This window comes from Acinetobacter sp. ABJ_C1_1 (genome assembly GCF_044684115.1).
Lineage (GTDB): Bacteria > Pseudomonadota > Gammaproteobacteria > Pseudomonadales > Moraxellaceae > Acinetobacter > Acinetobacter nosocomialis_A.
The window spans coordinates 126245-152340 of record NZ_JBITPU010000007.1; the positions used below are offsets into that span (position 1 = coordinate 126245).

Sequence of the window (26096 nt, forward strand, 5' to 3'; positions counted from 1 at the left end):
AGAACATTATGAAAAAGTTTCTTTCTACCCTGATGATGGTCACTGCACTCTGTGTATGGACATCTTCTATTTATGCTCAAACACGAATTACCCTCATCTCTCAAGTTAAAGGTGCTTCTGCAAATACCGATATTGCCATTCAAAAATACTTGCAAAGCAAGGGCTATCAAGTTGAGGTATTAGATCAATCTGTTTCACCAAATAGTTTAAAGAACACAGATTTAGTCATTATTTCTTCTACAGTTGCTTCTAAAAACCTTCAATCTGGTTGGCGTCAACTTCCCCTTCCACTCATGACGTGGGAAAACGATTATCTTGATGACTTGGCTATGACAGGCAAACGCATTAATAGCGATTTTGGCGAAGTCGAGAAAGAACGTTATCTGTGGTTGGTCAATGCACCACATCCTCTCTCTGCACATCTTCCTGCAGGAACCCGCAATGTATATAAAGCTCAAGCACCTATGAGTTGGGGTAAGCCGGGTTTAGGTGCCACCATTATCGCAACGATTTATGGACAACCTGAAAAAGTAGCAATTTGGGGATATGAGAAAGGTGCAACCATGGATTATGAGTCTTTAGCACCTGCAAAGCGTCTTATGTTCTTCCTTAACAATGACACCTTTACCAATCTATCTGACGATGGCTTAAAGCTATTTGATGCCTCAATTGAATGGCTTACCAATAAATAAAACTATTTATCCAGCTCTCAAGGTTTCTCATTACACTTTGTAGAGCTGCAATTAATAAACAACATTTACGCGTACCCAATCTTCATACTTTGTAGCCTGAACATTAGTACTCGATGTAATTACCCCATGTATAGGAATATTTTCTTTCATACCTGTCGCTACACCTGAGTGTATGTTACTTCCTGCCCCGCCCCAAATCTGAGTATGACCAGCATCTTGATACAGCACATATGCCACAGATGCTGGACTGGTAGCTGACTTAAGTTCAAAGTTATTGTCTGAGGTGACCGCCACTTGATATGGCGTATTCTGGCTACATTGGACAGATACATCGGTTCTTGCAGCAGCGACTGGCTGAGCGCGTACAACTGAACCAAAGTCTAAATTCCCTTGGGTTGAAACTTCACAAGTGTCTACAATGGTTAAGCTCACCTTTAATGAAGTAGATGCATTTCCAGCCTCTGCGTTATTTATTATCAACATTCCCATAAGGGAAAATAAGGCATATTTAATGACTTTCATTTCTTCTCCTTATCTTTTTTTGTTCTAATTTCTACTCATCTTTATAATGTCATTTTTCTGTTTTACTAAAGAAACAGTTTCAGGGTCATTAAGTTATAAAACTTAATATCGCCTACTGTCAATCGATAATAATCACATGATTTTCATATTATTCTTATAATTTGTGATGAATTAAACGTAATTTATTTAGTTTAAAAAGTAGTTAATATTTTTTATTTCCATTCATTATAAATTAATTTTCTTCGGGTTTTACTTTTCTAAATACTTTAGAAAACCATTGTTTGATCTTAGCCCAATATTCCTTACCTAATAAAGCAATTGCAATTAAAAATAGTACCTCTCCTAGTACCATCAACCCTGTGATCACGGCTGCTTTATAAGGAATATCTAGAAAAGGAAGAATAGGAAACGAAATCCAATACAAGGCTACAAATCCTAATAAAACTAAGCCTATTTTCTTTTTGAGGTTCAATTGAGGACGTGTCATAAACAGCTTTTAAACTTAAAAATTTATAAATCTCATTATTCACTTCTTTGTGTATAGAGCATTGAAGAAGTGTGTAAAAAGCATGGAGAAATAAAAATCTTTAAAAACCGAAGAATTCTGTCCATTCTCGCAATTGCATAAAAAAAGGCATCAAAATAATATAAGCCCCAATAGAATATAACTTTACATATTGTTTAGCTTATAGATTGAATACTAAGAAAACTGTGAAGTTAAATTTAAAATGAATAATTCTAGCGACTAAAACCATCCACTTTTAATTCGAGAAATCATTGATATGAAAAAATATTTATTATTAATTTTACTTAGCTTTTATTCGATTCATTCCTTTGCTTCGGACAAACTTAATGGTACTGTTTGGAAAACAATTGATGATGAAACCAATCAACCTAGAGCTTTGGTAAAGTTTAGCGAAGATAAAAACGGTCTTCTCTCTGCAAATATTGAAAAAATCCTTGTTCCAAGCGAAGCCAACAAATGTACGATGTGTGAAGGTACTTATAAAAACAAATCTTTAATTGGTTTAACCATCGTCAAAAATTTAAAAAGTATAGGTAAAAATAAATATGACAAAGGATCTATTCTCGACCCTCAGTCAGACAAGACCTATCGCTTTAGCGTAACTGTATCGCCAGATGGTGAAAAACTTACCGCGCGTGGCTACATTGGTATTTCTGCAATTGGTCGCAACCAAACGTGGTATCGAGTTAAATAAGCTTTAGGCGCTTTAAAGTGCTGTTTGCAAAAATTGCATGGTTTTTTGAAGTCATCATTATCCTAAAAAGCCATGTAATTTTTTGAATATTCTTAAGTTAATTAATTACTTTAATTATGTACTCAACCTATAAATAAGTAATTTTAAAAATCTCTATTTTTTTCATGCACCGATTTCAACTCAAAAGATAACTACCAATTTTAAGTGATAAATAATTCTTTTTTATTCATAAACATAAACTCATCTTTGCATATATCCATTCCACTTTTTCATATTTTTATTAATCATAAATTTTCACTAAGATCGAATAAATTTCGAAAATTACTGGAAATATAATGTTGTTTGCAACACGTTTTCACTTCAAAAATGCTGTCTTATCAGTAGGGGTTCTCAGCTTTGCACTTTTAACTGGTTGTGGAAATAATTCACAGCAAAATAATGAAACTAAGGCAGAAGCTTCTCAAACTTCGCCTGCCGCTGAACTGCCTAAAGAAGTACGTTTTGCTTGGGGTGGTGGTCCACGAGTTTGGGTTCTTGGTAAAGCTGATGGAGATTTTGAAAAAGCTTTAGGTACAAAAATTAAGTGGGTTGAATTTGCTTCAGGTGCTGATGTAATTAATTACTTCGCCGCAAATGAAATTGATATTGCTCGTTTTGGCTCAAGCCCAGCTGTTGCAGGTATTACTCGCGGGCTACCAATTGAAATCATTGGTTTGGAAGGTCTAATTTCTGGTGCAGAACGTTTAATTGTTCGTCCTGATATTAAAAATCTGCAAGGTCTAGTTGGTAAAAAAGTTGCCTTCCCTGCCAACTCCACCGCGCAATATGCTTTAGAACAAGCGCTTGCATTAAATAAAATTGATAAATCAAAAATCAAATTAATTCCACTTAAGCCTGCTGAAATTGTTTCTGCATGGACACGTGGTGATATTGATGCAGCCTATGTTTGGGGACCATTTACTCAACAGCTAGAGAAAGAAGGCGGTAAAGAAATTTATCGTACAACGACGCTGAATGAAAAGGGTATTTTGGTTTATAACAACTTCGCTGTCCGTAAAGAGTTTGCAGAAAAACACCCTGACCTTGTTATTAAATTCTTGAAGGCTTACCAAGATCAAGTTGATGAATATAAACGTGATCCTAAAGCTGCTTCTGAAAAAATCTCTAAATACTTAAGTCTTCCATATGACCAAGTCGAAACCACACTTGCTGGTATCGAATATATTCCACTAAAAGATCAAGCCTCTGAAAAATATTTAGGTGCAACCTCAAACGATGAAAACTCTGGCTTGGCTAAAGCAACCCAAGATATTGCTAAATTTTTAGTCAGTATTGGCGAGTTGAAACAATCTGATGTTCCAAAGAGTTATGCGCCTAATATCAACAGCAAATACCTTATTGAAGCAACAAAATAAGGTTATTAAATGATTCAGTTGAACCCGTTTAAAGTAAAAGTGATTAGTACATTATCGCTCATCACTTTTGTGTTTATTTGGCAGCTTGTGTGTACATTTAAACTTGTCTCACCAATTTTGTTGCCTTCTCCTCTACAAATTTTAGATACAGTTTTAGATTTATTTAAAAACGGTTACCGAGATGCTCCTTTTTATCAACATATTTTAGTCAGCACGGCGCGTGCCTTCTTTGCATTCTTCGTTGCAATCATTATTGGTGTGCCTTTGGGATTATTAATGGGCCGTAGTCCTGTACTTAATGCCGTTTTAGATCCATTTGTACAATTCTTACGCCCTATTCCCAAAATTGCCTTAATCCCTTTAGTTGTAGTGTGGCTAGGGATTGGCGAGGAATCTAAATTTTTCCTTATTTTTATTGCAACTTTTCTTAGCGTCATTGTGGGTGCAACCGCAGCAAGCCAAAACGTTCCATATGGTTTGATTCAAGCAGCACAAACGATGGGCTTAGGAAAAACAGCAATCTTATTCCGTGTCATTTTACCCTCTTCACTTCCTGAAATTTTCACCACCATTCGTTTATCTATTGGCATTGGATGGACATCATTAATTGCAGCGGAAATGGTTGCAGCAACTTCTGGTTTAGGCTGGATGATTATTAATGCCGGCTCTTATTTGCGTACAGATGTTGTGATTGTCGGGATTATTTTACTTGGAACAATTGGCTTTATTTTAGATTGGCTCATTGTGAAAGCACAGCAAAAATGGGCCCCTTGGACAGGAAAAGCATAATGACTCAACCCTTTATTGAGCTAAATAATGTTCAGAAAATATTTAAACAAAACAAGACGGAAAATACGGTCTTAGAAGATATTAATCTTAAAATTCCTGAAGGTCAGTTTGTTTGCTTACTTGGGCCTTCTGGCTGTGGTAAATCAACTATTTTGAACTTGCTTGCTGGTTTTGAAAAACCAACTTTAGGTGAGATTTATGTAGATGGTCAAACCATCTCAGCACCGGGCATTGACCGAGCTGTTGTATTTCAACAAGCTCAGTTATTTCCTTGGCTCACAGTAAAAGAAAATATTCAATTTCCACTTAAGCAATCAAAAGCGGAAGCTAAATATATTGCTGAGCAAACTGAATATTATTTAGAAAAAACGGGCTTAAAGAAGTTTGAAAATCATCGAATCTGGCAAATCTCAGGGGGTATGAAGCAACGTGTTGCCCTTGCCCGTGCGTGGGTCATGAAGCCAAAGATTTTATTGATGGATGAGCCTTTCGGGGCTTTAGATGCTCAAACACGTATTTTGATGCAGGAAACACTGACTCAGCTTTGGCAAGACAATAAAACTACCGTGTTATTTGTTACTCACGATATTGATGAATCTCTACTTTTAGCAGATCGCATTATTTTAATGGCAGGCCATCCTGGGCGTATTGCCGAAGATATTCAAGTGAATTTACCTCGTGCGCGTAGCATTGAAAATATTACGCCACAGCAAGAATTTATTGAAACAAAAAAACATATTTTAGAAATTATGCGCAAAGAAGTAAGTCGCATGATTGATTACATACATTAAATTTTTAGGACATCATTATGTTATTAAGTCATTTGCCGCGCGTTCAACTGGTTCATGCGCCTACTCCACTAGAGTTTTTACCTAACCTAACTAAAGCGTTAAATGGTCCCCAGATTTATATCAAACGAGACGATGCTACTGGGCTGGCTACAGGTGGTAATAAAACCCGCAAATTAGAATTTTTAATTGGTGATGCACTTGCAAAAGGTGCAACCCATGTACTTACTCAAGGTGCAACTCAATCTAACCATGTTCGCCAAACGATTGCAGCAGCAAATAAATTTGGTTTAAAGGCATCTGTTTTACTCGAACAACGCGTTAGTGATGGTACAGATGAGTATTACAACAATGGAAACTTATTGCTCGATGAGATTTTAGGTGCAACATCAATTGAGGTTGTTCCGGGTGGCACCGACATGGTTGCGGCTTTAGAAGCCAAAGCAAAAGAGTTAGAACTACAAGGTGAACGTCCGTACATTATTCCGGGTGGTGGCTCAAACGCTATTGGTGCTTTAGGTTATGTCTCAACAGCAATTGAATTAATTAACCAACTTAACCAGATTCAACTGGCTCCGACTCATCTTGTACATGCAACAGGTAGCACAGGTACTCAAGCTGGCCTTTTAGCGGGTATTGCGGCAACGCACTCCAACTTACCAGTACTCGGTATTAGCGTTCGTGCTGAAAAATCCAAACAAGAAGAAAATGTTTATAAACTTACTCGTGCAACTTTAGAGCATCTGGGTTTAAGTGCAGATCTTATTGCTCGTGAAAAAGTGATTGCAAATAGTGACTATGTTGGCGATGGCTACGGTATTCCAACTGATAGCATGATTGAAGCAGTTGAATTACTGGCTCGAACTGAAGGTATTTTGCTTGACCCTGTTTACTCAGGTAAAGGTTTTGCGGGTTTAGTCGACCTCATCCGTCAGGGTCATTTCACTAAAGATGACAAAGTGATCTTCCTTCATACAGGCGGTGCCGTAGGCTTATTCGGTTATCGTAAAACCTTCTCTAACAAAGATGCATACCGTTTGTAAGATGACAGAATTTTCAGAACTCCCCACCCTTGGAATTTTGGGTGGTATGGGACCGGGCGCTGCTGTTGATTTTCAACAGCGTCTGCTCGATGCAAGCCCTGCTACTAAAGATCAGGAACATATTCCAACAATCGCTTGGAATCACGGCGGTATTCCTGACCGACAACTTGCACTTAAAAACCTAGGTGAAAGTCCTTTAAATGCCATGTTACATGGACTAAAAATTTTAGAGCGTAGCGGTGTCTCTAAAATCGCCATTCCATGTAATACCGCACACTTCTGGCATTCTGACTTACAGCAACACACCCATATTGAAATCTTAAATATGGTTGAAATTACGGTGCAACAGATTTTAAAGAATTATCAATCTGGTGATAAAGTCGGAATATTGGCAACCAAGGGTGCTCTTTCTACTCAGCTGTATCAACTTGAGTTAAGCAAGCATGATATTCCTTTTGTCATTAATTCAGATGAAGAAATTGAACAGGAGTTTATGCCCGCTGTTTATGCTGTAAAACGTAATGAATCAGCAAAAGCGGGTGTGGTTTTTCAAGAGTTAAGTCAAAGACTCATAGATAAAGGTGCTAGTTCGATTATTTTAGCCTGTACAGAAATTCCAATTGGATTACATACAATCCAGTCTCCAATTTTAGATGTGAGCTTTGATACTACACAAATTTTGGCAGATGCTTGTGTAAATTGGTTTTATCGAAATACACAACTCTAAATTGATGTTCTTCCACTTTCAAAGCCGAATAATTGGCCGTAACCAAACATGGTATCGAGTTAAATAATTCATAAAGTAGCTTTTGACTAACTCTCTTTAGCTACTCACCGATCATAATTACGGTCTATATGTGCACTACGTAAATTATGTATGTAGACAGTGTTATGATCGGTACTTAGCCTGAATAATCAGCATAATAATAACGAATAGCGAAGGTATGGCAGCAATCACAAATAGATGGGTAATAACCAAAAATTGAGAGAGATACCCACCAAATAACGGCCCAATGACCGAACCCAAGCGCGCAATACCGATACTCCAGCCCACACCAGTAGTACGAAGTGAAACTGGGTAATAACTGGCCGACAGAGCATTAATGGCAGGTTGCCCACCCACAATGGCAAAGCCAGCAATAAAAATGATAATAAACAATAAAACGATATGGCTAACCGCATAGCCAATTAAAGCAACACTTATCACTGCGACTAAAAACACAGGAATTAATACTTTATAAAATCCAGTCTTATCAATTTTAAGACCCATTACCACACTACCAATCGTACCGCCTAATTGTAGAGTCGAGCCGATCATTAATGCCTGATTTAATGAAAGTCCTGACTCTTTGGCCAAAGTCGGTAGCCAGTTCGACAGGAAATAAAGGCTGATCATATTTAAAATACTAATGATCCAGATGGAACAGGTAAAAAACGCACGCTTATTTTTAAACAACTCAAGCGGAGACTTTTTAACTTGAACTTCAGTGTTATTGATAATTTTTATTTCTGAATTAAACGTTAATGCGGGATAAAACTTCTTTAACCAAAACAAAATTTTAGGAGTGTTTTTGCTATTTTCACTCAAAAAATATAAAGACTCTGGCAGTTTAAAGAATGTAATAAAGAAAATGATTAGAGGAATAATTCCACCAAAATAAAAAATCGACTGCCATCCACCCCAAGGAACTAATAAGGCAGATATACCGCCTCCTAACATTGCCCCTACCGTATAGCCACAAGAAATGACCATCATGGTAAAAATACGAGATTTGTATGGAACAATTTCGGAGCTATAAGCCATCACATTTGGCATGATACCGCCTAAAAAAATTCCTGTAACAAAGCGGATTGCGGTCAGTTGTTCAATATTGCCTACATGGGGTGTTAACAGCATTAGTACCGAGAACATAAAGGTCGAGATAAGTAATATCGGACGGCGACCAAAACGATCGGAAAGTGAACTTAATAAAAATGATCCGACAAATAAACCAAATAAGCTTGCGCTAAACACAACGCCTAGCATGGTTTTTTGAACGCCCCAGTCTTCTATAATCATTGGAGCTGCATAAGCCATGGACTGGATGTCATAACCATCCATAATCATGAGCAGTAAACAGGTAACCAGAATAAATTTTTGATAAGGTCCAACTTTCTGCTGATTGATCAAATCACTCAATGCAACTTCTTTCATGGTATTCCTTTCTCCATGAGGCGCTTTAAATTAATTCCATTTTAATTATGATATACGTAATCTATTTACGATTAGCGTAAAACAAAATAGCACACCTCCTTGCACGGCGTCTATGGTCTGCTCATCTCACAAAACCCCAAGCAAACCATATATCCTATTATTTAAATAATCCCCTTTACTTCAAACAAGTCGACTTAAAAAAGCACTCTACGGCTACATCCCTATGCTCAATGCTGTTCGAGCTTAAAACCTGTAGCAGCAAACCATCAATCAGGTTTACCACCATGTTGGCATCGAATTTTGGCTCATTAATTTCTCCGCTAAAAATCAGGTCAAAAATTTCATGGCGCAGCCACTTTCGATATTCAACCGCCATACGGTAAGCCTGCGGATGAAGTAGTTTTATTTCAAAAATAGCTTTAAGTAGAAGGTTGTACAGGCTGTTTAAATTGGTATGTAAAACAATAATTTCTTTGAGTTTATCTTTTGAAGTGTAGTAACGGCTTGAGTAAATGATGGTGAGTACTTCTTCTCTCAGTAGACTTTTTTGAAAGGCGATACACATTTCGACTAAGCGCTCTTTCGAGCCAAAGTATTTATAAAACGTGGATTTGGTGATGTTGGCTTCTTTAGCAATCAGGTCTACGCCTGAGGTGTGAAAGCCACGAGTAGTAAAGAGTTGGATTGCGGTTTGAATAACCTGTAATTTCTTGGAAGATAGTTCTAAAGTTGGCATAGTTTTACCGTTATAAAATTCTTGTTGTGTCTAAATGAGATAAAAAGCCTGTGCCTGTTTTGGGAGAAAAAAAAGGCACAGCAAAGCCGTAAAGACTGTGCTTGGCACATCTCAAGTTTTGTTGTTGCTAAGTTTTAAGTAAAAATGATTTTAAGCCTGAAAACCTTAGGGCGTTCAAGCTGCTTTAATTTTTAAGCTGTGTCGTTATAGCTTTTGGCATTGAGAGCCAAGAAATAATGGATGTGCAAAGCCAACTCCTTTTTATTGGGAGTTCCGCCAGACATTAAAATTATGGTGGCAGAACGGAAGAGGGTTGACAGACTGGTCAAACGAGCCAGCACACCCGTAGGTGTCCCCCTCCCGTTCCACCGCAGAGGGGGCGAGAGTGGCTAAACACTAAAAGTATAAAACCTTTAATGCTCGTTTGATTCAGCCTGTCAAAGCCGGCTGGCAATGTGGCCAGCAGGCAAAGGATAGTGCTCAACCCTATTGCAGTCAAGCACACAAAATGACATTTGTTTTAAAATAGATCATTAAAAAGTAAGGATAAATAATTAAAATTTATTGTTAATTTGGGGTTGAAAATTAAAATGAATATTTGAGCTTATACACTTTTACGTTTATAAGAAAAATAAGAACATCCGGCACACGATGCCATAATGATTGTTATCCCAATGATCTGAAAATGATTTAATCGTTCATCTAAAATCAACCATCCGGCTAAAGCACTTACCGCTGGTGATGCGCTCACTAATATTCCAAAAACTCGCGGATGCAATTTTTTCATAGCAACCATATCTAATATAAATGGAATAGCACTCGCGAGCATCGACATGAGTAAACAGGTAAGAAGAATCTTATAACTATCAAAAATATGGATAAAGTGAGTTGCACCTAAAGGCGTTGCAAACAAAGCCGCTAGAAACATTCCTGTTGCAACCGAGCTGCCACCACCTTGTGCAACTTTAGAGCCATAAATAATATACAGCCCCCAACCCACGGCAGCCACAAGCGCATACGTCATACCAATAAAACTAAAATTATGGTTTGAATTGCCCATAGGTAAAAAAAGCAAACCAATAATAGATAATCCACCCCAAAAATAATCTAATTTATTTTTAGACATTAAAATAGCAACTGTAAGTGGTCCCAACACCTCAATGGAAATAGCAATGCCAACAGACATATAAGAAAATGCTTTATAAATTAAAGTATTCATTAAGGTGAGGATTAATCCATAAATAATGAGATTTTTCCAATTGGTCTGTTTATTCCAGTCTCTCCAGGGTTTAAACACAATCCATAAGAAACATGCTGATAAAGCAAGTCGAGTTAAGGTAACGCCTTCTGCACTAAGAATTGGGAAAAGGACTTTTCCTATTGATGCGCCTATTTGCACAGAAACTAAAGATAAAAATGCGGCTGCAAATGCTATGCCTTGTCTGGAGTTTGTCTCAATCATCATATTTACCACTCTGGGAATGATTGAAATTTTAGTTCTATATAATCAATATATTTCTTCTATTTCCCTCAATAAAACGATTAAATAACTCTATATTTAAAGCTTAATGAGAGATTTACTCATGTCAGAAATTTCTTTAGATAATTTTGACTACGCAATCTTAAGAATACTGCAAAAAGACAATAAAACTTCTCATCGAGAAATTTCCGAAAAAATTGGACTATCCGCTGCGTCTGTTCAACGGCGCATATCACGTATGGAAGAAAAGGAAATTATTTTAAGAAATTGCGCTATTTTAAATCCGCTTAAATTTGGTGAAAAAATTACTTCTATTATTGAAGTCCGACTGAGCGAAGACCGTTCTGTCGTTATGGACAGAGCAAAACTGTACTTTGCTTCTGTTGAAGAAATTCAGCAGTGTTATTTTGTGAATGGCGGAGTCTCTTTTATCATTATCATGCTGAGCAACAACTTATCTCATTTTGAAAGTTTGGTTAGAAAACATTTCGCTGATAACGAAGACGTCAAAACCTATAGAACACTTATTGTTTTAGATCGCGTAAAAGTAAACTTTGAGTTAAATATTTAAACTTTTCAATTTAAGCTTTAAGGCCTTACAGTAGTTAGGGTTTTACCCACCTAAACAAATAAAGAGACTAACTACTAAGACGATGTCATAAAAAATCCCGCAGCATATTGCGGGATTTTTGTAGTGCGTTGAATTACATATGACCACGCCCGTGGCTATGCATATCAGACCCATGATCGCCATGTGCTTTGTTATGATAGTACCCCTTACCATGATGAGTGCCATGATAAGCATATGCTTTACCATGATGGCTGCCGTGATAAGCATGACCATAACCATGATGTGAGCCGTGGTAACCATGGCCTTTTGCAAAGGCTGGAGCAGAAAGAGCAATCAGTAAAGCTGCGAAAATAGACTTAATGTACTTCATAATAAATTCCTTTTTATTGTAGTACTGGAATTTAAAGTAATACATAAATGCATCGCTAGAAACAAGTGATAATCTGTACGGGAGTTTAAGGCTTGCTGAGCAAAGCTGATCTACTTCATACGCCGTTTAAGCAACATAAAATAGATCATTGAAAATAATAAAAATTTAAAACTTAAATCACTAAAAGTATGTTCAACTCAATCAGTAGAACTTTGCCTCACCGACAGGACGAGTTTTAAACCGTCTGTGAAACCACATGTACTGTGTTGGCGCGATTCGAATTTGGTTTTCAATAATTTTATTGACGCGTTCAGCATCATTCACTTCACATTCACTTGGAAAATTTTCAAGTTTAGGCTCAATCAGTACATTGTATTGAGGGTCTTGAATATCTCCACTTCTATAAAAATATAATGGGATTGCGACAGCATTTGAAATATCCATGAGTCTTCGGTGGGCCGTTACTGTTGCGGCTTGTATTCCAAAGAATGATGCCATAACACCTTGCTTTAAACCAAAGTCCTGATCAGGGCTATACCAGATTGCATGACCATTTTTCAGTTTCGCAATTAAGCTACGCATGTTGTCTTTCGCAATTTGGTTTTTATAAACCCGAGCGCGACTACGATGAATGAGAAAATCCATAAAAGGATTATTTTGAGGTCTATACACCACATCCATATCGAAAAATAAGGTACAAGCAGCACCTCCAGCATCTAATAAAGTACTGTGTGTTCCCAACAACAAAACACCCCTATCCCGATTCTGTTCCAGATGCTCTAAACCTTTTATATGAACTCTTTTTTTAAACCATGCAGGACAATACCAAGCATTTAAAGCTTCAAATATACCAATCATCGTATCTGTAAAAACTGACTTGGCTTTGGTTTCAATTTGCTCAGGTGTTTTTTCAGGGAAACAAGCTTCTAAATTTCTTAAAGTTGTTTTTCTTCTTGAAGCTAATAGTGTCCAAGCAATTTTTGAGAAAAGTTTTGCTAAACGCCACTGGATTGCCCAAGGCAAGTACGCAAGAAACATAAGAGTAAAAGCTGTGAACCAGATACCCCAATACTTTAATGATAGAAAGGAAAATTGAAACTGCCCAGATTGATACTGCGGTTCAGATTTCGTCATACTGTAAATATCTAGAGGTATAGGAAATTATGCTAACACACACCGAATCTACACGCGTTTGCAAAGTGTGTCTTAATATTAGACTTATTTTCTTAAGAAGATTTATATTTCCTGAACATTACCTCTTATATTTATTTCCTTATTATATTTTAAATAACAATTACTTATAAAAATTTAACTACTTTAATGATTAAATAAATTATATACAAAAATTAAAATGCTAACCCTCTCATCACTTGCAGAAACTCTGAATACTCATCTTCACTTTCAAAAGTAAACTCTACTTCTGAGCCATCTGTAAACCGCACTCGAACAGATCTCAAATCGGCACTGGTTGTAAATTTAACAACTTGTTCAAGGTTGTAGTGAGTAGATCCTACTTGGTAATACTTATATTCTCTTACCATAACAACGTTCTACTCAAAAAGTATAAGATTTCATCACTATAGAACAAATAAAGAAAATTTCTAAAGATTTTGTTCACTAGAAATCATTAAAAGCTAAAGGTCACTTATTATTCTTTAACTTAATAAAAAACCGCTATAAGGCGGCTTTTATTGATGAGTGCATTCAACAATTACTTTTTCAAAGTTTTGGTAAATGCTTCCGAATTAAAATATTCGGTAATTTCCCCACCTTCATTTAAAACTTTTTCCTTTGGAATGCTTAAAAAATCTAGTTCTGATTTTAGGCTAATAAATTCAGGAATATATTTCTTAATAGGTGGTGGAGGTTTAGGGCCTCCTTCTGTAATTTTTTCAATAAATCCAGCTAGCCATAAAATATATTCGTCTTCCATACTATGGTGTGGAATAAGGCTAACATCTATTTTTACTTTGCATTCACTTAATGGTTTTGTTAAAGCTTCTTCAAAATCAATGTAGTTATACTTTAATTTGAATATGCTCCCAGATATCTCTTTACGTATAAAAATCATTAAATTATTAAGATTTTCAATAGTGTCATCTGAAAAAAGCTCAACTTCTTTAACTTTCCTATACACACTTTCTGCAATAGCTAAGTATTGTGGCATTAAGGGTTTTTCCTTATCTTTGAAGCGGTATTAGGTGGTCTCTCAAAGTAAGTATGATTCAAGTTATATTTTAACTTGTAAGTTTAAGTAACATTGAGTAAGTATTGTTTATATTGTGTTAATTTAAGACTATTAAACAGCTATTTTTAAGTTTTATTTAATTTCAAGAGAGAAAGAGCGCTATATCAAACTTCATTACGTTATATTTCCAACAAATAAAATCAAATCTCTTTCATCAACTATATTTCCTATCAAAAGCTATTTTGCTTATTTATTAAAATGCGGCAATTGTTTGATAAAGTCATTTAAAGGCATCGGACAGCCCCATAAAAAGCCTTGAAACTCGGTACAGCCATTACTTTTAAAAGCACTAAATTGTTCAGCCGTTTCTATTCCTTCTACCAGCACGCGAAGGTTTAAATCTAGACCAATTTTAATAATACCCGTGACCAGTTTATTACTGCGTTTATCATCCAAAGCTGCCTCTACAAAGCTACGATCAATTTTGATTTGGCTAATGGGCATTTTCTGTAAATAGCTTAAAGATGAATAACCTGTACCAAAGTCATCAAGTGAAAGCTGAATACCATGTCTAGACAAGAAATTCATTTTTTCAATCATACTTGCACAGTTATTTAAGGCAATATTTTCAGTAATTTCTAAAATGAGTCGAGATGGAGTAATGCCATATTTTTCAACCATAGCAATTATAGTTTGCTCAAAAAGTGGTTGCATGAAATGGTCAGCACTAATATTGACGGAAAGCGTAAGATCTTTAGTTTCCTCTTTTTTGCTCCAGTCTTGTAAAACTTTGCAGGCTTGAACCAACACCCACTCGCCTATCTCTGGCATTAATCCAAAACTTTCTGCTGCTGGAATAAAATCTTGCGTAGGAATATATCCTAAAGTTGGGTGATGCCATCGTAACAAGGCTTCTGCGCCAATTAATTGTTCAGAGGAATTGATTTGCGGTTGATAAAAAAGCTCAAATTGTTCTTTGGTGAGGGCTAAACGTAGGTCATGCACCATGCTATTTTCTATTTGTATCTCTAATTGCATGGTATAAATTGATATACAAATCATGAGAGTAGCCACACAAGTTGCAATCCACCCACCATGATTACGGATATCATCCGACAAAGGTACTGCGCTATTAAGCGTAAACGAGGTACCACTAAAAAATATAAAACACCCAATCGACAATAAAATTAAAATGATTTGTAGAAAACTTGGATCACGGCGGTAATTTAAATACCCCAGTATTGCGCCGGCAGGTAAAAATAAATGCGCTACTTGAGGCCGATGAGGTGTAGCAATATCGAAAAACAGGCAAAAAACGACTGGGAAAATCAGTAGAACCGCTTGTGATAAAAGTATGCCCGCCGAAATGCGGTTTTTATAAATGAGAAAAAGGCTAAACATGGAAACTAGTGTGAAACCAATATCCATACAAACAATCAGCCACATGTGTGCAAATGCGAAATAAATGGTCCAAAACAAACAAAAAATAATACAAATAAAGATATTTGCTTTGGCTGCAATTGTAAGCTGCTGGTCTTTTACGTTACGGTAATTTTTCTTGCGTTTTTTAAAGTAAGACGAAGCTATCATAAATAAATCAACCGTAAAATATTTCTTCAATAGACCCCCAGCTTGGTCATTGATACTCCATCTCAATATTTACCAATAAAACGTAATATTTTATTCCTTTCTTATTTGTACTATTCATTTTGAGATTTGGTGTTCTTCAACAGTGTTGCTACAGTTCAGTGGTTTAACTGAACGATACTGCGTTTCGAACACTTTTTAATTTTAAAGTATCATGACTTAACGATACATGCGTCTGCGACTAAGGTACAGCCCCTAACTAGTGAAAAATTAGGCGAATTCTAAAGAATTTTATGTATCGTAATCTTATACACCCGTGAGTGTATAAGATTAGCCGTTCAATAGTCATGAAAATAGCTGAAACGCGTCGGTCACCTTGCAACGCATGAATGTATATTAGAGATAAATCACAACCAAAACTGCGAAAACACCATATAACGCACTTACTGCAACTAATGATCGATCATCGACCGCACCGCGGCGGAATAAATTCCACAAAAACACAATCGCCAGTGCAGTAATAATGCCAGATGCTAGTAGCAACGTATCAAAGCGCCATGGTGTGAAAAATATACCCAAAGCACTTGGGATGGTGGCCTGAATCATCATGGCACCAGAAATGTTCGCTAAAGCCAAACGCTCTTTACCTTGGCGTACCCAAATCAGCGCATTCATAATTTCAGGTAATTCGGTTGCAACTGGACTCAGTAATAAAGCAACCAAATGTGGTGGCCAACTTAGCGCTGTACCAATTGCTTCAAGCTGAGCTACAAAAGTGTGCGACGCAATACTAATGACAACTAAAGCGACCAATACCTGTAGGCCAGCCCACCCCAGTGATGGTTCGGCTGCGTTTGGACGGAACTTGAGAGGTTCGAGTTCCTCTTCATCGGCAGAAGTATCTGCTTCCTTAATCTCACGCCAAACATAAGCTGCATAAGCCGCTAAAAATAGAATACCTAACCAAGGCTTAATGGCAAACGCGACTAAACCAAGTGCTACTTTTAAAACAAAGATGGCAAGGAAAGAGACTTGATCTCGGCTTAAGCGACCATAATCAACTTGTACTTTATGCGAAGTTCGAGCTAACTTTTTACGATGAAGAATTAATACCAGACCTACAACGGCGTAACCCAAGGTTGCTAGCACCAATGGACCACCCATTGCAGCTCCAACACCAAGGTCTTTTTGTTCTGGGGTATTACCAAACACAACGGCCATAAAGGTCACCGCACTTTCAGGTAGCGCTGTACCAAAAGCTGCGAGTACTGAACCTACTGCGGTTGCACCAAGATTAAGACGTTTACCAAACCATTCAATTCCATTGACGAAATATTCACAGGCTAGGTAAATTGCCGCTGCGGACAAAAAGAATAAGATGAACGTGAGGAGCATAGGAATAGTTCCAGCCGGGCGAAATAAGAAACCATTGGCGCGACAACGCTCCTCGCCCGACTAGCAAAGTACGTTGCGGCCAAAGGTCTCGCCTAGCTCTTACTGTATATACAGTGGCTGAACACGCCATGAGATACTGATCTCAAGTTTGTTGACGTGGTCTTCCTAGCGGGTACTAGGAATGGCTACTCCCCAATGACAATGCTGAGGATTTTACCAGTGATTTCATCCTAACTCTACAGAGATGGTCAGACAAAATGCTCATGAACTCTAAAAATCAATAGAATCTTTTAAAGCTCGCTTCATTGACTAAATAAAATGTATTTCTACACTGGCATGTACAATTTCTTCATGGATAGACAAAGCTTTTTTAACTGAATCGGGTGTTAAATCTGTTCTGTTTGTTTCTAAAGCCAAAATGCATGAAAATTTTCCTTTACCGACTTTCCATACATGTAAATCTGTAATTTTTACTTGGGATAATTGCTCAATCACTTCTTGTATTTCAGCTACAACTGGATGTGACATTTCAGCATCTAATAAAGTTTTTCCTGTGTCACGCAAAAGTCCCCACGACCACTGTGCAACAAGTATCGCCCCTACAATACCTAATAAAGCATCTAAAAAATTCCACCCAAAATATTTACCCGCTATAAGTGCGGCTATGGCTAATACAGACGTTACGGCATCGGCAACCACATGTAGAAACGCAGCTTTATGATTTAAATCGTGATGGTGATCATGATGATGGTGGTGACTATGCTCATGGTCATGATGGTGGTGGTGATGTTCATGATTATCATGTAATAACCACGCACAGATTAAGTTGACTGCCAAACCTACAACAGCAATAGAAATCGCTTCATTATAATGAATATCAACAGGATGGAGTAACCGTTCGATAGATTGAAACCCCATTAAAAGTGCAACGACCATTAATAATATTGCACTGCTATACCCACCCAAAATTTCGATTTTCCAAGTTCCGAAACTAAAGCGTTTGTCGTAGGCATAACGACGAGCCATTTTATAAGCCACATAAGCCAACCCTAGAGCAACCATGTGTGAACTCATGTGCCAGCCATCAGCTAAAAGAGCCATGGAGTTAAAGACCCAGCCACCCACAATTTCAAGGACCATCATCACGGCAGTTAAAATCGTTGCAATCAAAATTTTCTTTTGAGCCAGCGGGTTTCCTTCATCGAACTGATGAGAGTGGTAGCGTTCTAAATTACTGTTAATTTCCATATTTATGGTCTTTTGATGATACTCCCCCATAGTATATATTTTTTGGAAGGAAATATATTGTCTCTCTATTGAGGCAAGGAAAATTTTAATAAGTATTTGACCTTCAAGGCTCATGTACCAAAATTTCAGACTCCTGCCTAATGAGGTAGGAGTCCTATTAGTATTATGAGATAAGCAATTTAAAATGTAGTTGATACTTTAAATAGATCTGTCACCAGGCATAGAGCAATTCTCTACCTGACTAACTTCCTGAATAGAAGATAACTTTTTCTCAGTTATTTGATTTGTTATTTCATAAACACGAACAGTACAAGTATTCCCTTGTTCCACATATGCAGCTTCATAATTTTTACCTGCCTTTGGTATAAAAGAGACTGCTATTCGACATGACTTACTATATGAATCCATCACAATACTGCTAGAAGCATCTAATACTAGAGGTTTATTCGCTTCAATCACATACTCTTTAAATGAGTCCCGAAACATTACCCCTGTATCATTTAAAGCAGCTAGACTTCGTTCTGTTGCTGGTATTCCCACACTTATATTTTTAATTTTTCGAGGTAAACCATTATTAACACGATGATGGATTGCTGCACCTGCAGTACTTCTCCATTCTTGGCATGTTCTATTATTATAGTGTTTGATTAATTTATCTCCATAAGGCCCATATAAGCGAATTCGCGACTGTGACTTTTCATCATATACGATGTTAGTTTTAATCAAGGCAGATTTCTGTGCCATGAAACAACTAGCTAAAGGTAAAGTTAATAAAGCTATTAGTAAGGATTTAATTTTCATAAGTGATCTCTTTTAGATTTTTAGAATACCAATGTCATTCAAACAAAGTTTTATTTAATTCTTTAGTTCCTCCAAATGTCAAAAAACTTATTTAAAATAAGTGTGACAAGAAATGCCAGATCACTTTAAACCTGTCTATTCACAAACAATCGCAAAACAGTATCTTCCCCCAAAGATCGCTTTCTTTTGCTGTTTATTTCCTCGCTCATTTTAGGAATCCTTTTTGCCAATCAGTCTCAATTTGTTAAGATGGCAACCGTGAGAAATTAAGTTAGGCTCTCACACTGTTGACTCAATTTTGACATAAAAAAAGTACACGAAAAGGTATACTTTTTTCTTAGATTAAGTCCAATTCACACAGAAGTTGGTAGAATTGGCTAGATGACCAAACGTAAAATATTATTGATTTTTTAAGGGTTTATTACGCATGAATAGCGCTGAAATCATGGCCGATCTCTCTAACCACACTCCAATGATGCAGCAATATCTCAAGGTCAAAAAAGATTATCAACATGCGTTGCTGTTTTATCGTATGGGCGACTTTTATGAACTTTTCTTTGAAGACGCTCATTTAGCAGCCAAACTTTTAGGAATTACCCTAACCCATCGCGGTAAAGCAAACGGTAATCCAATTCCAATGGCTGGTGTTCCTTACCATTCAGCCGAAGGTTATTTAGCACGTTTGGTAAAAGCAGGCCGTACTGTAGCCATTTGCGAACAAGTCGGTGAAGTCACTGGTAAAGGTCCTGTTGAGCGTAAAGTTGTTCGTATTCTTACACCTGGTACATTAACTGACGACGCACTACTCACAAGCTATCAGTCATCCAACCTTGTTGCGCTATGTATTCATCAAAATCAAATCGGTTTTGCTTTACTCGACTTAAGCGCGGGTATTTTTAAAGTTCAACAACAAGACTACAAACCTGAACAACTTCCAATTGAACTGGCACGCCTCATGCCAAGTGAAATTTTGATTGATGAAGATCTGGTTGATCCGAACATTATCGAACAAATTAAAAAGCATTTAGATTGCCCTGTAACTAAGCGCCCAAATGTAGACTTCAATTTAAATAATGCACAAAAAACCTTATGTGACCAGTTCTCTGTATCAACGCTTTCTGGTTTCGGACTCGATCCATTACCTTTAGCTAAAGCTGCTGCTGCGGCACTTATTCACTATGCCAAAGAAACCCAGAAAACAGCGTTACCGCATATTCGTTCTATTCTTTTGGAACAAAGCACAGACTTTATTGCGCTCGACCCAATCACGCGCCGTAATTTAGAAATTATTGAACCGTTGTTTGAACACGGAACATCATTATTCCAACTGGTGAATGACTGCCAAACTGCAATGGGTGGCCGTTTACTCAGCCGCACACTCATGCAGCCTGTTCGTGATACAGCATTACTCGATGCCCGTTTAGATGCGATTGAACAACTCATTCAAGGCTATCATGAAACTCCAGTTCGTTTGGTACTTAAAGAAATTGGTGATATTGAACGTGTGCTTAGCCGTGTTGCGCTGGGTAGTGCTCGACCACGTGATTTAGTTCAGCTTCGTCATGCTTGCGCGCAAATTCCATTTTTAAGAAATGCTTTAGCACCTGTTATTCAATCAAAAAAGTCTAAATTACTAGGACAACTTGATCAGGAATTGGGTGACTTTAAATCGTTACATCAGCATTTAATGGCAGCCATTGTCGAAAATCCGCCTGTATTACTTCGTGATGGCAATGTAATTGCAGAAGGTTATGATGCAGAACTCGATGAATTGCGCCAAATTCGTGATCATGCAGGCCAATTCCTCATTGATTTAGAAATAAAAGAGCGTGAACGCACGGGCATTAATACCTTAAAAATCGGCTATAACCGTGTGAGTGGCTACTACATTGAGCTTACACGTGCTCAAGCTGAGCAAGCCCCTGCCGACTATATTCGCCGTCAAACATTAAAAAATGCAGAGCGTTACATTACGCCTGAGCTAAAAAGCTTTGAAGATAAAGTTTTATCAAGTGAATCTCGTGCATTAGCGCGTGAAAAAGTATTATTTGAAGCTTTACTTGAAAACCTTCGTGAAAATATTGCTCACCTACAAATGATGAGCTCAGCAATTGCACACATTGATGTAGTTGCAAACTTTGCTCATCAAGCACGTTTAAACAATTGGGCTCGTCCTGAATTTACCCCAGAAACAGGTATTAAAATTCAAGGTGGCCGTCACCCTGTAGTTGAAGCGTTAAGTAAAGCACCATTTACACCAAATGATACGTTCCTTGATGTGCAGCACCGTATGGCGATTATTACTGGTCCAAACATGGGCGGTAAATCTACCTTTATGCGTCAAACTGCATTAATTAGTTTACTTGCTTACTGCGGTAGTTATGTTCCTGCACGAGCTGCCAAACTTGGCCCTATTGACCGTATTTTTACGCGTATTGGTTCTGCCGATGATTTGTCGACTGGTAAATCGACATTTATGGTCGAGATGACTGAAACTTCACAAATCTTGCACCATGCAACCAATCAGTCTTTGGTGTTAATGGATGAAGTTGGCCGTGGTACCAGTACCTACGATGGACTTTCTTTAGCGTGGGCTTGTGTGGTTGATTTAACCAAGCGCGTAAAATGTCTATGTCTATTTGCCACGCACTATTTCGAATTGACTGAGTTAGGTAGTGAAGCAGGTATTGATAACTATCATGTGACTGCACAAGAACTTAACGGCAACCTGATTTTATTGCATAAAGTTCAACAAGGACCTGCAAGTCAAAGTCACGGTTTACAAGTTGCGAAATTAGCTGGTATTCCTGCCAATGTCATTAAAGAAGCTCAAAAACGTTTACGCATTTTAGAGAAGCAACAACAGCAACACTTACAAACTAGTGTTCAAGATGACTTGTTTGCAACTTTAGATTCGGACGCGAAATCAAATACTCAAGTCATAGAGAAAGTGATTGAAATCGAAGTATCGTCACCTGCCCTAGACTTACTTAAGCAAATTGAAGTCGATAACTTGACGCCTCGCCAAGCACTTGAACAACTTTATGAGCTAAAAGCTGCGCTTAAATCATAATTATTGATTGAGCAAACATGTCTATGGGCATGTTTGCTCTTACTTGAAGGAGAATAAAATTTCTATTTTCTTAAGGCCACTACAATACACAGAGATCGATTTAATTTGGCAACAAATTAGTCGACGTGAACTGATTACCCAACTCTACATACAAAAACAAGATCAACTCGAATTAACAGATTGTTTGTATGATGTTAAACATTGGGATGCATATCATTTAGAAAATGACCCACCAAAATTAAAAGAACTCTATGAACAAGGTGCTTCATTTGTAGGTGCTTTTAATACGGCTGAACAGCTCGTGGGTATTAGTGTTGTATCGAATCAACACATTGCTGATTATCCCGATGCAAAATTACTGCAATATTTTTATGTCGATGCCGATCAACAAGGTCAAGGCATTGGTGCAAAGCTCATGCAAGCGGCAAAAGAATTGGCCAAGCAACTAGGTGCCCTTCAACTTTATATTTCAGCTACGCCAAGTAAACGTACAGTCGACTTTTATATGAAGCATGGCGCGGCAATATTAAAACACCCAGATCAGCAATTATGGGAGTTAGAACCAGAGGACATTCATTTGCTTTGTATGCTTTAAGGTTCATTATTTAGCAATTTTTTAGCTATCAATGTGCCGTAAAACAAATTTCAAAGGTGAACGTTGTATTTAAGGTATCTAATCAAATAGATACCTTGATCCAAATGACATTTAAAGTCATCAGAAAAAATTTATTCAAGTTGTTGTTTTTAAAAACATATTATTATTTTAATTTTACAATTTGGCTGATCTTAAGCCTACAACATTGTTTTAAATATCAAAGTATTAACTTATCTTCATATGTATAAATAAACAATATCAATAAAAGCAATTGTTTGTTTACCCCTTTTTTGCCTAAAATAAGCTATTCGAAATGAAACCATATTTTTTAGGTAGCTGTCGCCATGACCTTTGTTGTCACTGAAAATTGTATTAAATGTAAATACCAAGATTGCGTAGAAGTTTGTCCTGTAGACTGTTTTTACGAAGGTCCGAATTTCCTAGTGATTAATCCGGATGAATGTATTGACTGCGCATTGTGTGAACCAGAATGCCCTGCAAATGCAATTTTCTCTGAAGATGAGTTACCGGAAGGTCAAGAAGTATTTATTGAATTAAATGCTGAACTTTCTCAAAAATGGCCTAACATTACTCAAATTGGTGACCAACCTGCTGACCGTGAAGAATGGAACGGCAAACCAGATAAGTTACAGTATCTAGAAAAATAATTTCAAAAAAGATCAGCAACCGCTGATCTTTTTTATACCCTATTCAAACATTTCATTGCAAATTCCTCGTAATTTGTGCACTGTTTTGCATTAAAATAGGCGCAATATTTATTAAGCTTTTGATTTTTCTTATGCGGAAGTTTTTGCAGAGTCTGCTGCCCCTATGCATAATCCCTGCGATTATGGTGGGTTGTGCCAGCTCTCCCCAACACACAACAACAGGCAAAACCTCTCCAAGTGGTAAACGCATCTTTATTCCTCAAGAACGCGTTATTATCGAACGTCCTATTCCGCCTAAAGTTGAGCCTGCTTCCTATCGCTCTTGGTTAAATGCTGGCGATCATTATGAACGCGTCCGCGAGTATGAAAAATTTCTAGCACGTCATGACGTAGCAGGCATCGTACCAAGTTTTGAATTATTAAGATCAGCTCGTGATTGGCAAAAATGTGGCAGTTCGGAATACGCTGTACCAAACCGCGAACTTTGGAATAATTCTTTATCAACCTTACGTGTCTTTAAATATTTAATTGCTGCCAAAGTTTTAACCGACTTTGAAGTGACTTCGGTTTATCGTGACTTACCTTTAAACCAATGTGCTGGTGGTGCAAGTTCTTCTAAACATTTGTTTAACTCTGCCATCGATTTCCGTATTGGACCAGAAGTTCCACAGCCACAAGACTATGCGTTTATTGAAAACACCAAGTTTAAATTGTGTCAGTTCTGGGCCCAACATGGTCAAAGTTTAAACTTAGGTATTGGTTTATATAGTTCAGGACAAATCCATATTGATACTCAAGGCTATCGTACTTGGGGACCTGACTTAACCCGCAATACTTCAATGTGTAATTTCTAAAATTAAAATCCCTTTATCAAGTATAAGGGGATTTTTTATTCCTTTCTTTTAAATGCTCTCATAAAGAAACACTCTTAAATTAACTGCTAATTTGTTCATTCCCTAATCAACCAAAATTTCTTAATCCGAAGATTTTTGCACTCTAGTCATAAACGTTTAAAATACGCCTATCAACATACAGGTAAATTTGACTATGCAGCAGTTGTGGACAGACATTGACGAATATATCGACTCACATTTAATTCCCGAAGATCCTCGACTCGACTTTGCATTAAAAAATACCGACGAACACGGCTTTTCAAATCATCTTGCAGTTGCTCCAAACCAAGGGATGTTCTTGCAAATGCTCATTCAGATGAATAAGTGCAAGCGTGTCTTAGAAATTGGAACCTTTGCTGCTTACAGTACGATTTGGTTAGGACGCGCACTCCCTGAAGATGGCTATTTACTTACCATTGAAGGCCGTGATACTCACGCAGAAATGGCTCAAAAAAATATTGACCATGCCAACCTTCCTGTAAAAGTTGAGCTAAAAGCAGGCCGCGCTGCAGATATACTTTCTGCAATTGACCCACAGTCAATTGAACCTTTTGATTTTATTTTCATTGATGCTGATAAACAGGGCTATCCGGAATATCTAGAACTCAGCCTTAAGTTCTCAAAATCAGGCACGATTATTGTGCTAGACAATGTCATTCGTGCTGGTGATATTTTGAATCCTGAAAACAAAAAACCAAGTATTGAAGGTATCCGTGAAACCTTTAAAGCTCTAGAAAACCACCCGCAAATTCTGTCTTGCACAGCTTTGCAAACGGTTGGCTCAAAAGGTCATGACGGCTTCGCGATTGCAATTGTGAAATAATGATCAAAAAATCATCTTTTTTATTTTATTATTTATAATCAATCAATTACTTTTATTACCCTTGCTTTTCCATATAGTTATCCACAAGATTTGCGGATAACTATATGCTGATCTCATCATTTAGCCACAAGTAAAGGCACAGTCGCGTTCCGGAAGATGGTCGTTGCAATACTTCCCAAGAAGAACTGATGAATTTTGCTATGGCTAAATGCACCGAGCACAATAATTTGAATGCCGTGCTCTTGTTGATATTCAAGAATATTTTGGGCTACATCACCATATCGGTAAACGGTCACTACATCTAAGCCTGCCTCTTTCAGGTAATGCTCTGGCTCATTCAATATTTCAGGATGGTCGCCCACATACACTAAATGGCACTGTAAAGTCCGTAACAGATCACTTTGTGCAATACGGCGCATCATTTTTTGACACGTAGGCGAATATTCATAGGCGAATATAAAACGAGTCGGTACTTTGAAGTTTTCGCCAATGGTCAAAACTGTGCAATTTGCGCCTCGAATAAAGTTCTCGACATTACTACCAATAGGTTTATGTTTTTCGGCAGCTCTTTCACCCACCCTACCCAAAATAACAATATCGTTTTCATGTAAGAGATTAAAACTTTGCTCTAAAAAATCCCCTTTTTCCTGAATTTTTGAGCAGGTGATACCGTGTTTTTCTTTGATTAAGTCAGAGATATGTCTGAGTAAATTATTGCTGTAATCTAAAGCGAGTTCACTTTGTTTTTGCTCTAATTCAGCCAACTCTTTAAGCAACATTGCATTGCTTTCAAAGCCGATTACACCGCTAATTTCACCTAAGTGATAACTTGCTGGGTAATAATCTAGAATTTGTAATAACACAAGCTCTCGTCCAGTCGCTTTCGCAACCCAAGCCGCTGCATCTGCAATAGCATTAATACAAGGTGATGAGTCAATACACGCAATCACACGGTTCATTTTTGCCTCTCTTCTTCAGGTCTATTTGCCTTGGAGATTTTTCTAT

Annotated in this window: 26 protein-coding genes and 1 riboswitch; of the genes, 13 read left to right on the forward strand and 13 right to left on the reverse strand. The window is 37.4% G+C overall.

What is annotated here, in order from left to right:
- The first annotated feature begins 8 nt into the window (after window positions 1-8).
- The gene (locus ACG59Z_RS10570) at window positions 9-692 is read left to right on the forward strand and encodes a hypothetical protein (RefSeq protein ID WP_400199234.1); all 684 of its coding nucleotides are present in this window, start codon (window positions 9-11) and stop codon (window positions 690-692) included.
- A gap of 51 nt (window positions 693-743) precedes the next feature.
- On the opposite strand, the gene ACG59Z_RS10575 is transcribed toward ACG59Z_RS10570, so the two are convergent.
- Both ACG59Z_RS10575 and ACG59Z_RS10580 read right to left on the reverse strand, forming a co-directional pair.
- Window positions 744-1214, reverse strand: coding sequence for a spore coat U domain-containing protein (locus ACG59Z_RS10575; RefSeq protein ID WP_039248326.1), 471 nt, complete (start codon window positions 1212-1214; stop codon window positions 744-746).
- A gap of 232 nt (window positions 1215-1446) precedes the next feature.
- Window positions 1447-1701: a transporter suffix domain-containing protein gene (locus ACG59Z_RS10580; protein ID WP_396482277.1), complete on the reverse strand. Its 255-nt coding sequence runs from the start codon at window positions 1699-1701 to the stop codon at window positions 1447-1449.
- 295 nt (window positions 1702-1996) lie between these two features.
- Between ACG59Z_RS10580 and ACG59Z_RS10585 the strand changes: the two genes are divergently transcribed.
- The 6 genes from ACG59Z_RS10585 (at window position 1997) to ACG59Z_RS10610 (ending at window position 7196) form a co-directional block, all read left to right on the forward strand.
- On the forward strand, window positions 1997-2434 hold the full coding sequence (locus ACG59Z_RS10585; RefSeq protein WP_400199237.1) for a DUF2147 domain-containing protein: 438 nt from the start codon (window positions 1997-1999) through the stop codon (window positions 2432-2434).
- A 335-nt stretch (window positions 2435-2769) separates the two neighbouring features.
- A complete protein-coding gene (locus ACG59Z_RS10590) occupies window positions 2770-3849 on the forward strand; it encodes an ABC transporter substrate-binding protein (protein WP_114271504.1) in 1080 nt (359 codons plus the stop codon).
- Window positions 3850-3858: 9 nt separating this feature from the next.
- Window positions 3859-4638 carry an ABC transporter permease gene (locus ACG59Z_RS10595; RefSeq protein ID WP_114271503.1) on the forward strand — a complete coding sequence of 260 codons (780 nt, stop codon included), beginning with the start codon at window positions 3859-3861 and terminating at the stop codon, window positions 4636-4638.
- Window positions 4638-5429, forward strand: a complete 792-nt coding sequence (locus ACG59Z_RS10600) for an ABC transporter ATP-binding protein (RefSeq protein WP_114271502.1) — start codon at window positions 4638-4640, stop codon at window positions 5427-5429. Before ACG59Z_RS10595 ends, ACG59Z_RS10600 begins: the two co-directional genes overlap by 1 nt.
- Window positions 5430-5446: 17 nt before the next feature.
- Complete coding sequence (locus ACG59Z_RS10605) at window positions 5447-6469, forward strand: D-cysteine desulfhydrase (protein ID WP_289737815.1); 1023 nt, start codon at window positions 5447-5449, stop codon at window positions 6467-6469.
- A 1-nt stretch (window position 6470) separates the two neighbouring features.
- Window positions 6471-7196, forward strand: a complete 726-nt coding sequence (locus tag ACG59Z_RS10610) for an aspartate/glutamate racemase family protein (protein WP_400199243.1) — start codon at window positions 6471-6473, stop codon at window positions 7194-7196.
- 162 nt (window positions 7197-7358) lie between these two features.
- On the opposite strand, the gene ACG59Z_RS10615 is transcribed toward ACG59Z_RS10610, so the two are convergent.
- The 3 genes from ACG59Z_RS10615 to ACG59Z_RS10625 form a co-directional block, all read right to left on the reverse strand.
- A complete protein-coding gene (locus ACG59Z_RS10615; RefSeq protein ID WP_347009693.1) occupies window positions 7359-8663 on the reverse strand; it encodes an MFS transporter in 1305 nt (434 codons plus the stop codon).
- Between the two features lie 175 nt (window positions 8664-8838).
- On the reverse strand, window positions 8839-9399 hold the full coding sequence (locus ACG59Z_RS10620) for a TetR/AcrR family transcriptional regulator (RefSeq protein ID WP_400199245.1): 561 nt from the start codon (window positions 9397-9399) through the stop codon (window positions 8839-8841).
- Window positions 9400-10003: 604 nt separating this feature from the next.
- Window positions 10004-10864, reverse strand: a complete 861-nt coding sequence (locus ACG59Z_RS10625) for an EamA family transporter (protein WP_400199247.1) — start codon at window positions 10862-10864, stop codon at window positions 10004-10006.
- Window positions 10865-10982: 118 nt separating this feature from the next.
- Here ACG59Z_RS10625 and ACG59Z_RS10630 point away from each other — a divergent pair, with 118 nt between their 5' ends.
- The gene (locus ACG59Z_RS10630) at window positions 10983-11450 is read left to right on the forward strand and encodes an Lrp/AsnC family transcriptional regulator (protein ID WP_022574763.1); all 468 of its coding nucleotides are present in this window, start codon (window positions 10983-10985) and stop codon (window positions 11448-11450) included.
- Between the two features lie 133 nt (window positions 11451-11583).
- Here ACG59Z_RS10630 and ACG59Z_RS10635 read toward each other — a convergent pair whose 3' ends face one another.
- The 7 genes from ACG59Z_RS10635 to ACG59Z_RS10665 form a co-directional block, all read right to left on the reverse strand.
- Window positions 11584-11820 (reverse strand): hypothetical protein, encoded by a 237-nt coding sequence (locus ACG59Z_RS10635; protein ID WP_396480746.1) that lies wholly within the window; start codon window positions 11818-11820, stop codon window positions 11584-11586.
- A gap of 201 nt (window positions 11821-12021) precedes the next feature.
- Window positions 12022-12954 (reverse strand): lauroyl acyltransferase, encoded by a 933-nt coding sequence (locus ACG59Z_RS10640; protein ID WP_396480744.1) that lies wholly within the window; start codon window positions 12952-12954, stop codon window positions 12022-12024.
- Window positions 12955-13531: 577 nt separating this feature from the next.
- Window positions 13532-13987 carry a hypothetical protein gene (locus ACG59Z_RS10645; RefSeq protein ID WP_396464207.1) on the reverse strand — a complete coding sequence of 152 codons (456 nt, stop codon included), beginning with the start codon at window positions 13985-13987 and terminating at the stop codon, window positions 13532-13534.
- Window positions 13988-14254: 267 nt separating this feature from the next.
- A complete protein-coding gene (locus tag ACG59Z_RS10650) occupies window positions 14255-15628 on the reverse strand; it encodes a putative bifunctional diguanylate cyclase/phosphodiesterase (protein WP_396464206.1) in 1374 nt (457 codons plus the stop codon).
- Window positions 15629-15991: 363 nt separating this feature from the next.
- Window positions 15992-16990 (reverse strand): sodium:calcium antiporter, encoded by a 999-nt coding sequence (locus tag ACG59Z_RS10655; protein ID WP_263613344.1) that lies wholly within the window; start codon window positions 16988-16990, stop codon window positions 15992-15994.
- Between the two features lie 10 nt (window positions 16991-17000).
- Window positions 17001-17200: riboswitch (yybP-ykoY riboswitch) on the reverse strand.
- Between the two features lie 99 nt (window positions 17201-17299).
- Entirely contained in the window at window positions 17300-18238 is a 939-nt protein-coding gene (gene dmeF, locus ACG59Z_RS10660) for a CDF family Co(II)/Ni(II) efflux transporter DmeF (protein ID WP_400199252.1), read from the reverse strand.
- Between the two features lie 198 nt (window positions 18239-18436).
- A complete protein-coding gene (locus ACG59Z_RS10665; protein ID WP_400199254.1) occupies window positions 18437-19039 on the reverse strand; it encodes a hypothetical protein in 603 nt (200 codons plus the stop codon).
- A 427-nt stretch (window positions 19040-19466) separates the two neighbouring features.
- Between ACG59Z_RS10665 and mutS the strand changes: the two genes are divergently transcribed.
- The 5 genes from mutS (at window position 19467) to ACG59Z_RS10690 (ending at window position 25091) form a co-directional block, all read left to right on the forward strand.
- Window positions 19467-22112, forward strand: coding sequence for a DNA mismatch repair protein MutS (gene mutS, locus ACG59Z_RS10670; protein WP_400199256.1), 2646 nt, complete (start codon window positions 19467-19469; stop codon window positions 22110-22112).
- A 64-nt stretch (window positions 22113-22176) separates the two neighbouring features.
- On the forward strand, window positions 22177-22707 hold the full coding sequence (locus ACG59Z_RS10675) for a GNAT family N-acetyltransferase (protein ID WP_400199271.1): 531 nt from the start codon (window positions 22177-22179) through the stop codon (window positions 22705-22707).
- Window positions 22708-23051: 344 nt separating this feature from the next.
- Window positions 23052-23375 (forward strand): ferredoxin FdxA, encoded by a 324-nt coding sequence (gene fdxA, locus ACG59Z_RS10680; protein WP_002051033.1) that lies wholly within the window; start codon window positions 23052-23054, stop codon window positions 23373-23375.
- Window positions 23376-23506: 131 nt separating this feature from the next.
- Window positions 23507-24229, forward strand: a complete 723-nt coding sequence (locus ACG59Z_RS10685) for a D-Ala-D-Ala carboxypeptidase family metallohydrolase (protein ID WP_263613339.1) — start codon at window positions 23507-23509, stop codon at window positions 24227-24229.
- Between the two features lie 193 nt (window positions 24230-24422).
- The gene (locus ACG59Z_RS10690; RefSeq protein WP_002051063.1) at window positions 24423-25091 is read left to right on the forward strand and encodes an O-methyltransferase; all 669 of its coding nucleotides are present in this window, start codon (window positions 24423-24425) and stop codon (window positions 25089-25091) included.
- 116 nt (window positions 25092-25207) lie between these two features.
- Here ACG59Z_RS10690 and ACG59Z_RS10695 read toward each other — a convergent pair whose 3' ends face one another.
- A complete protein-coding gene (locus ACG59Z_RS10695) occupies window positions 25208-26050 on the reverse strand; it encodes a universal stress protein (protein WP_263613338.1) in 843 nt (280 codons plus the stop codon).
- Between the last annotated feature and the right edge of the window lie 46 nt (window positions 26051-26096).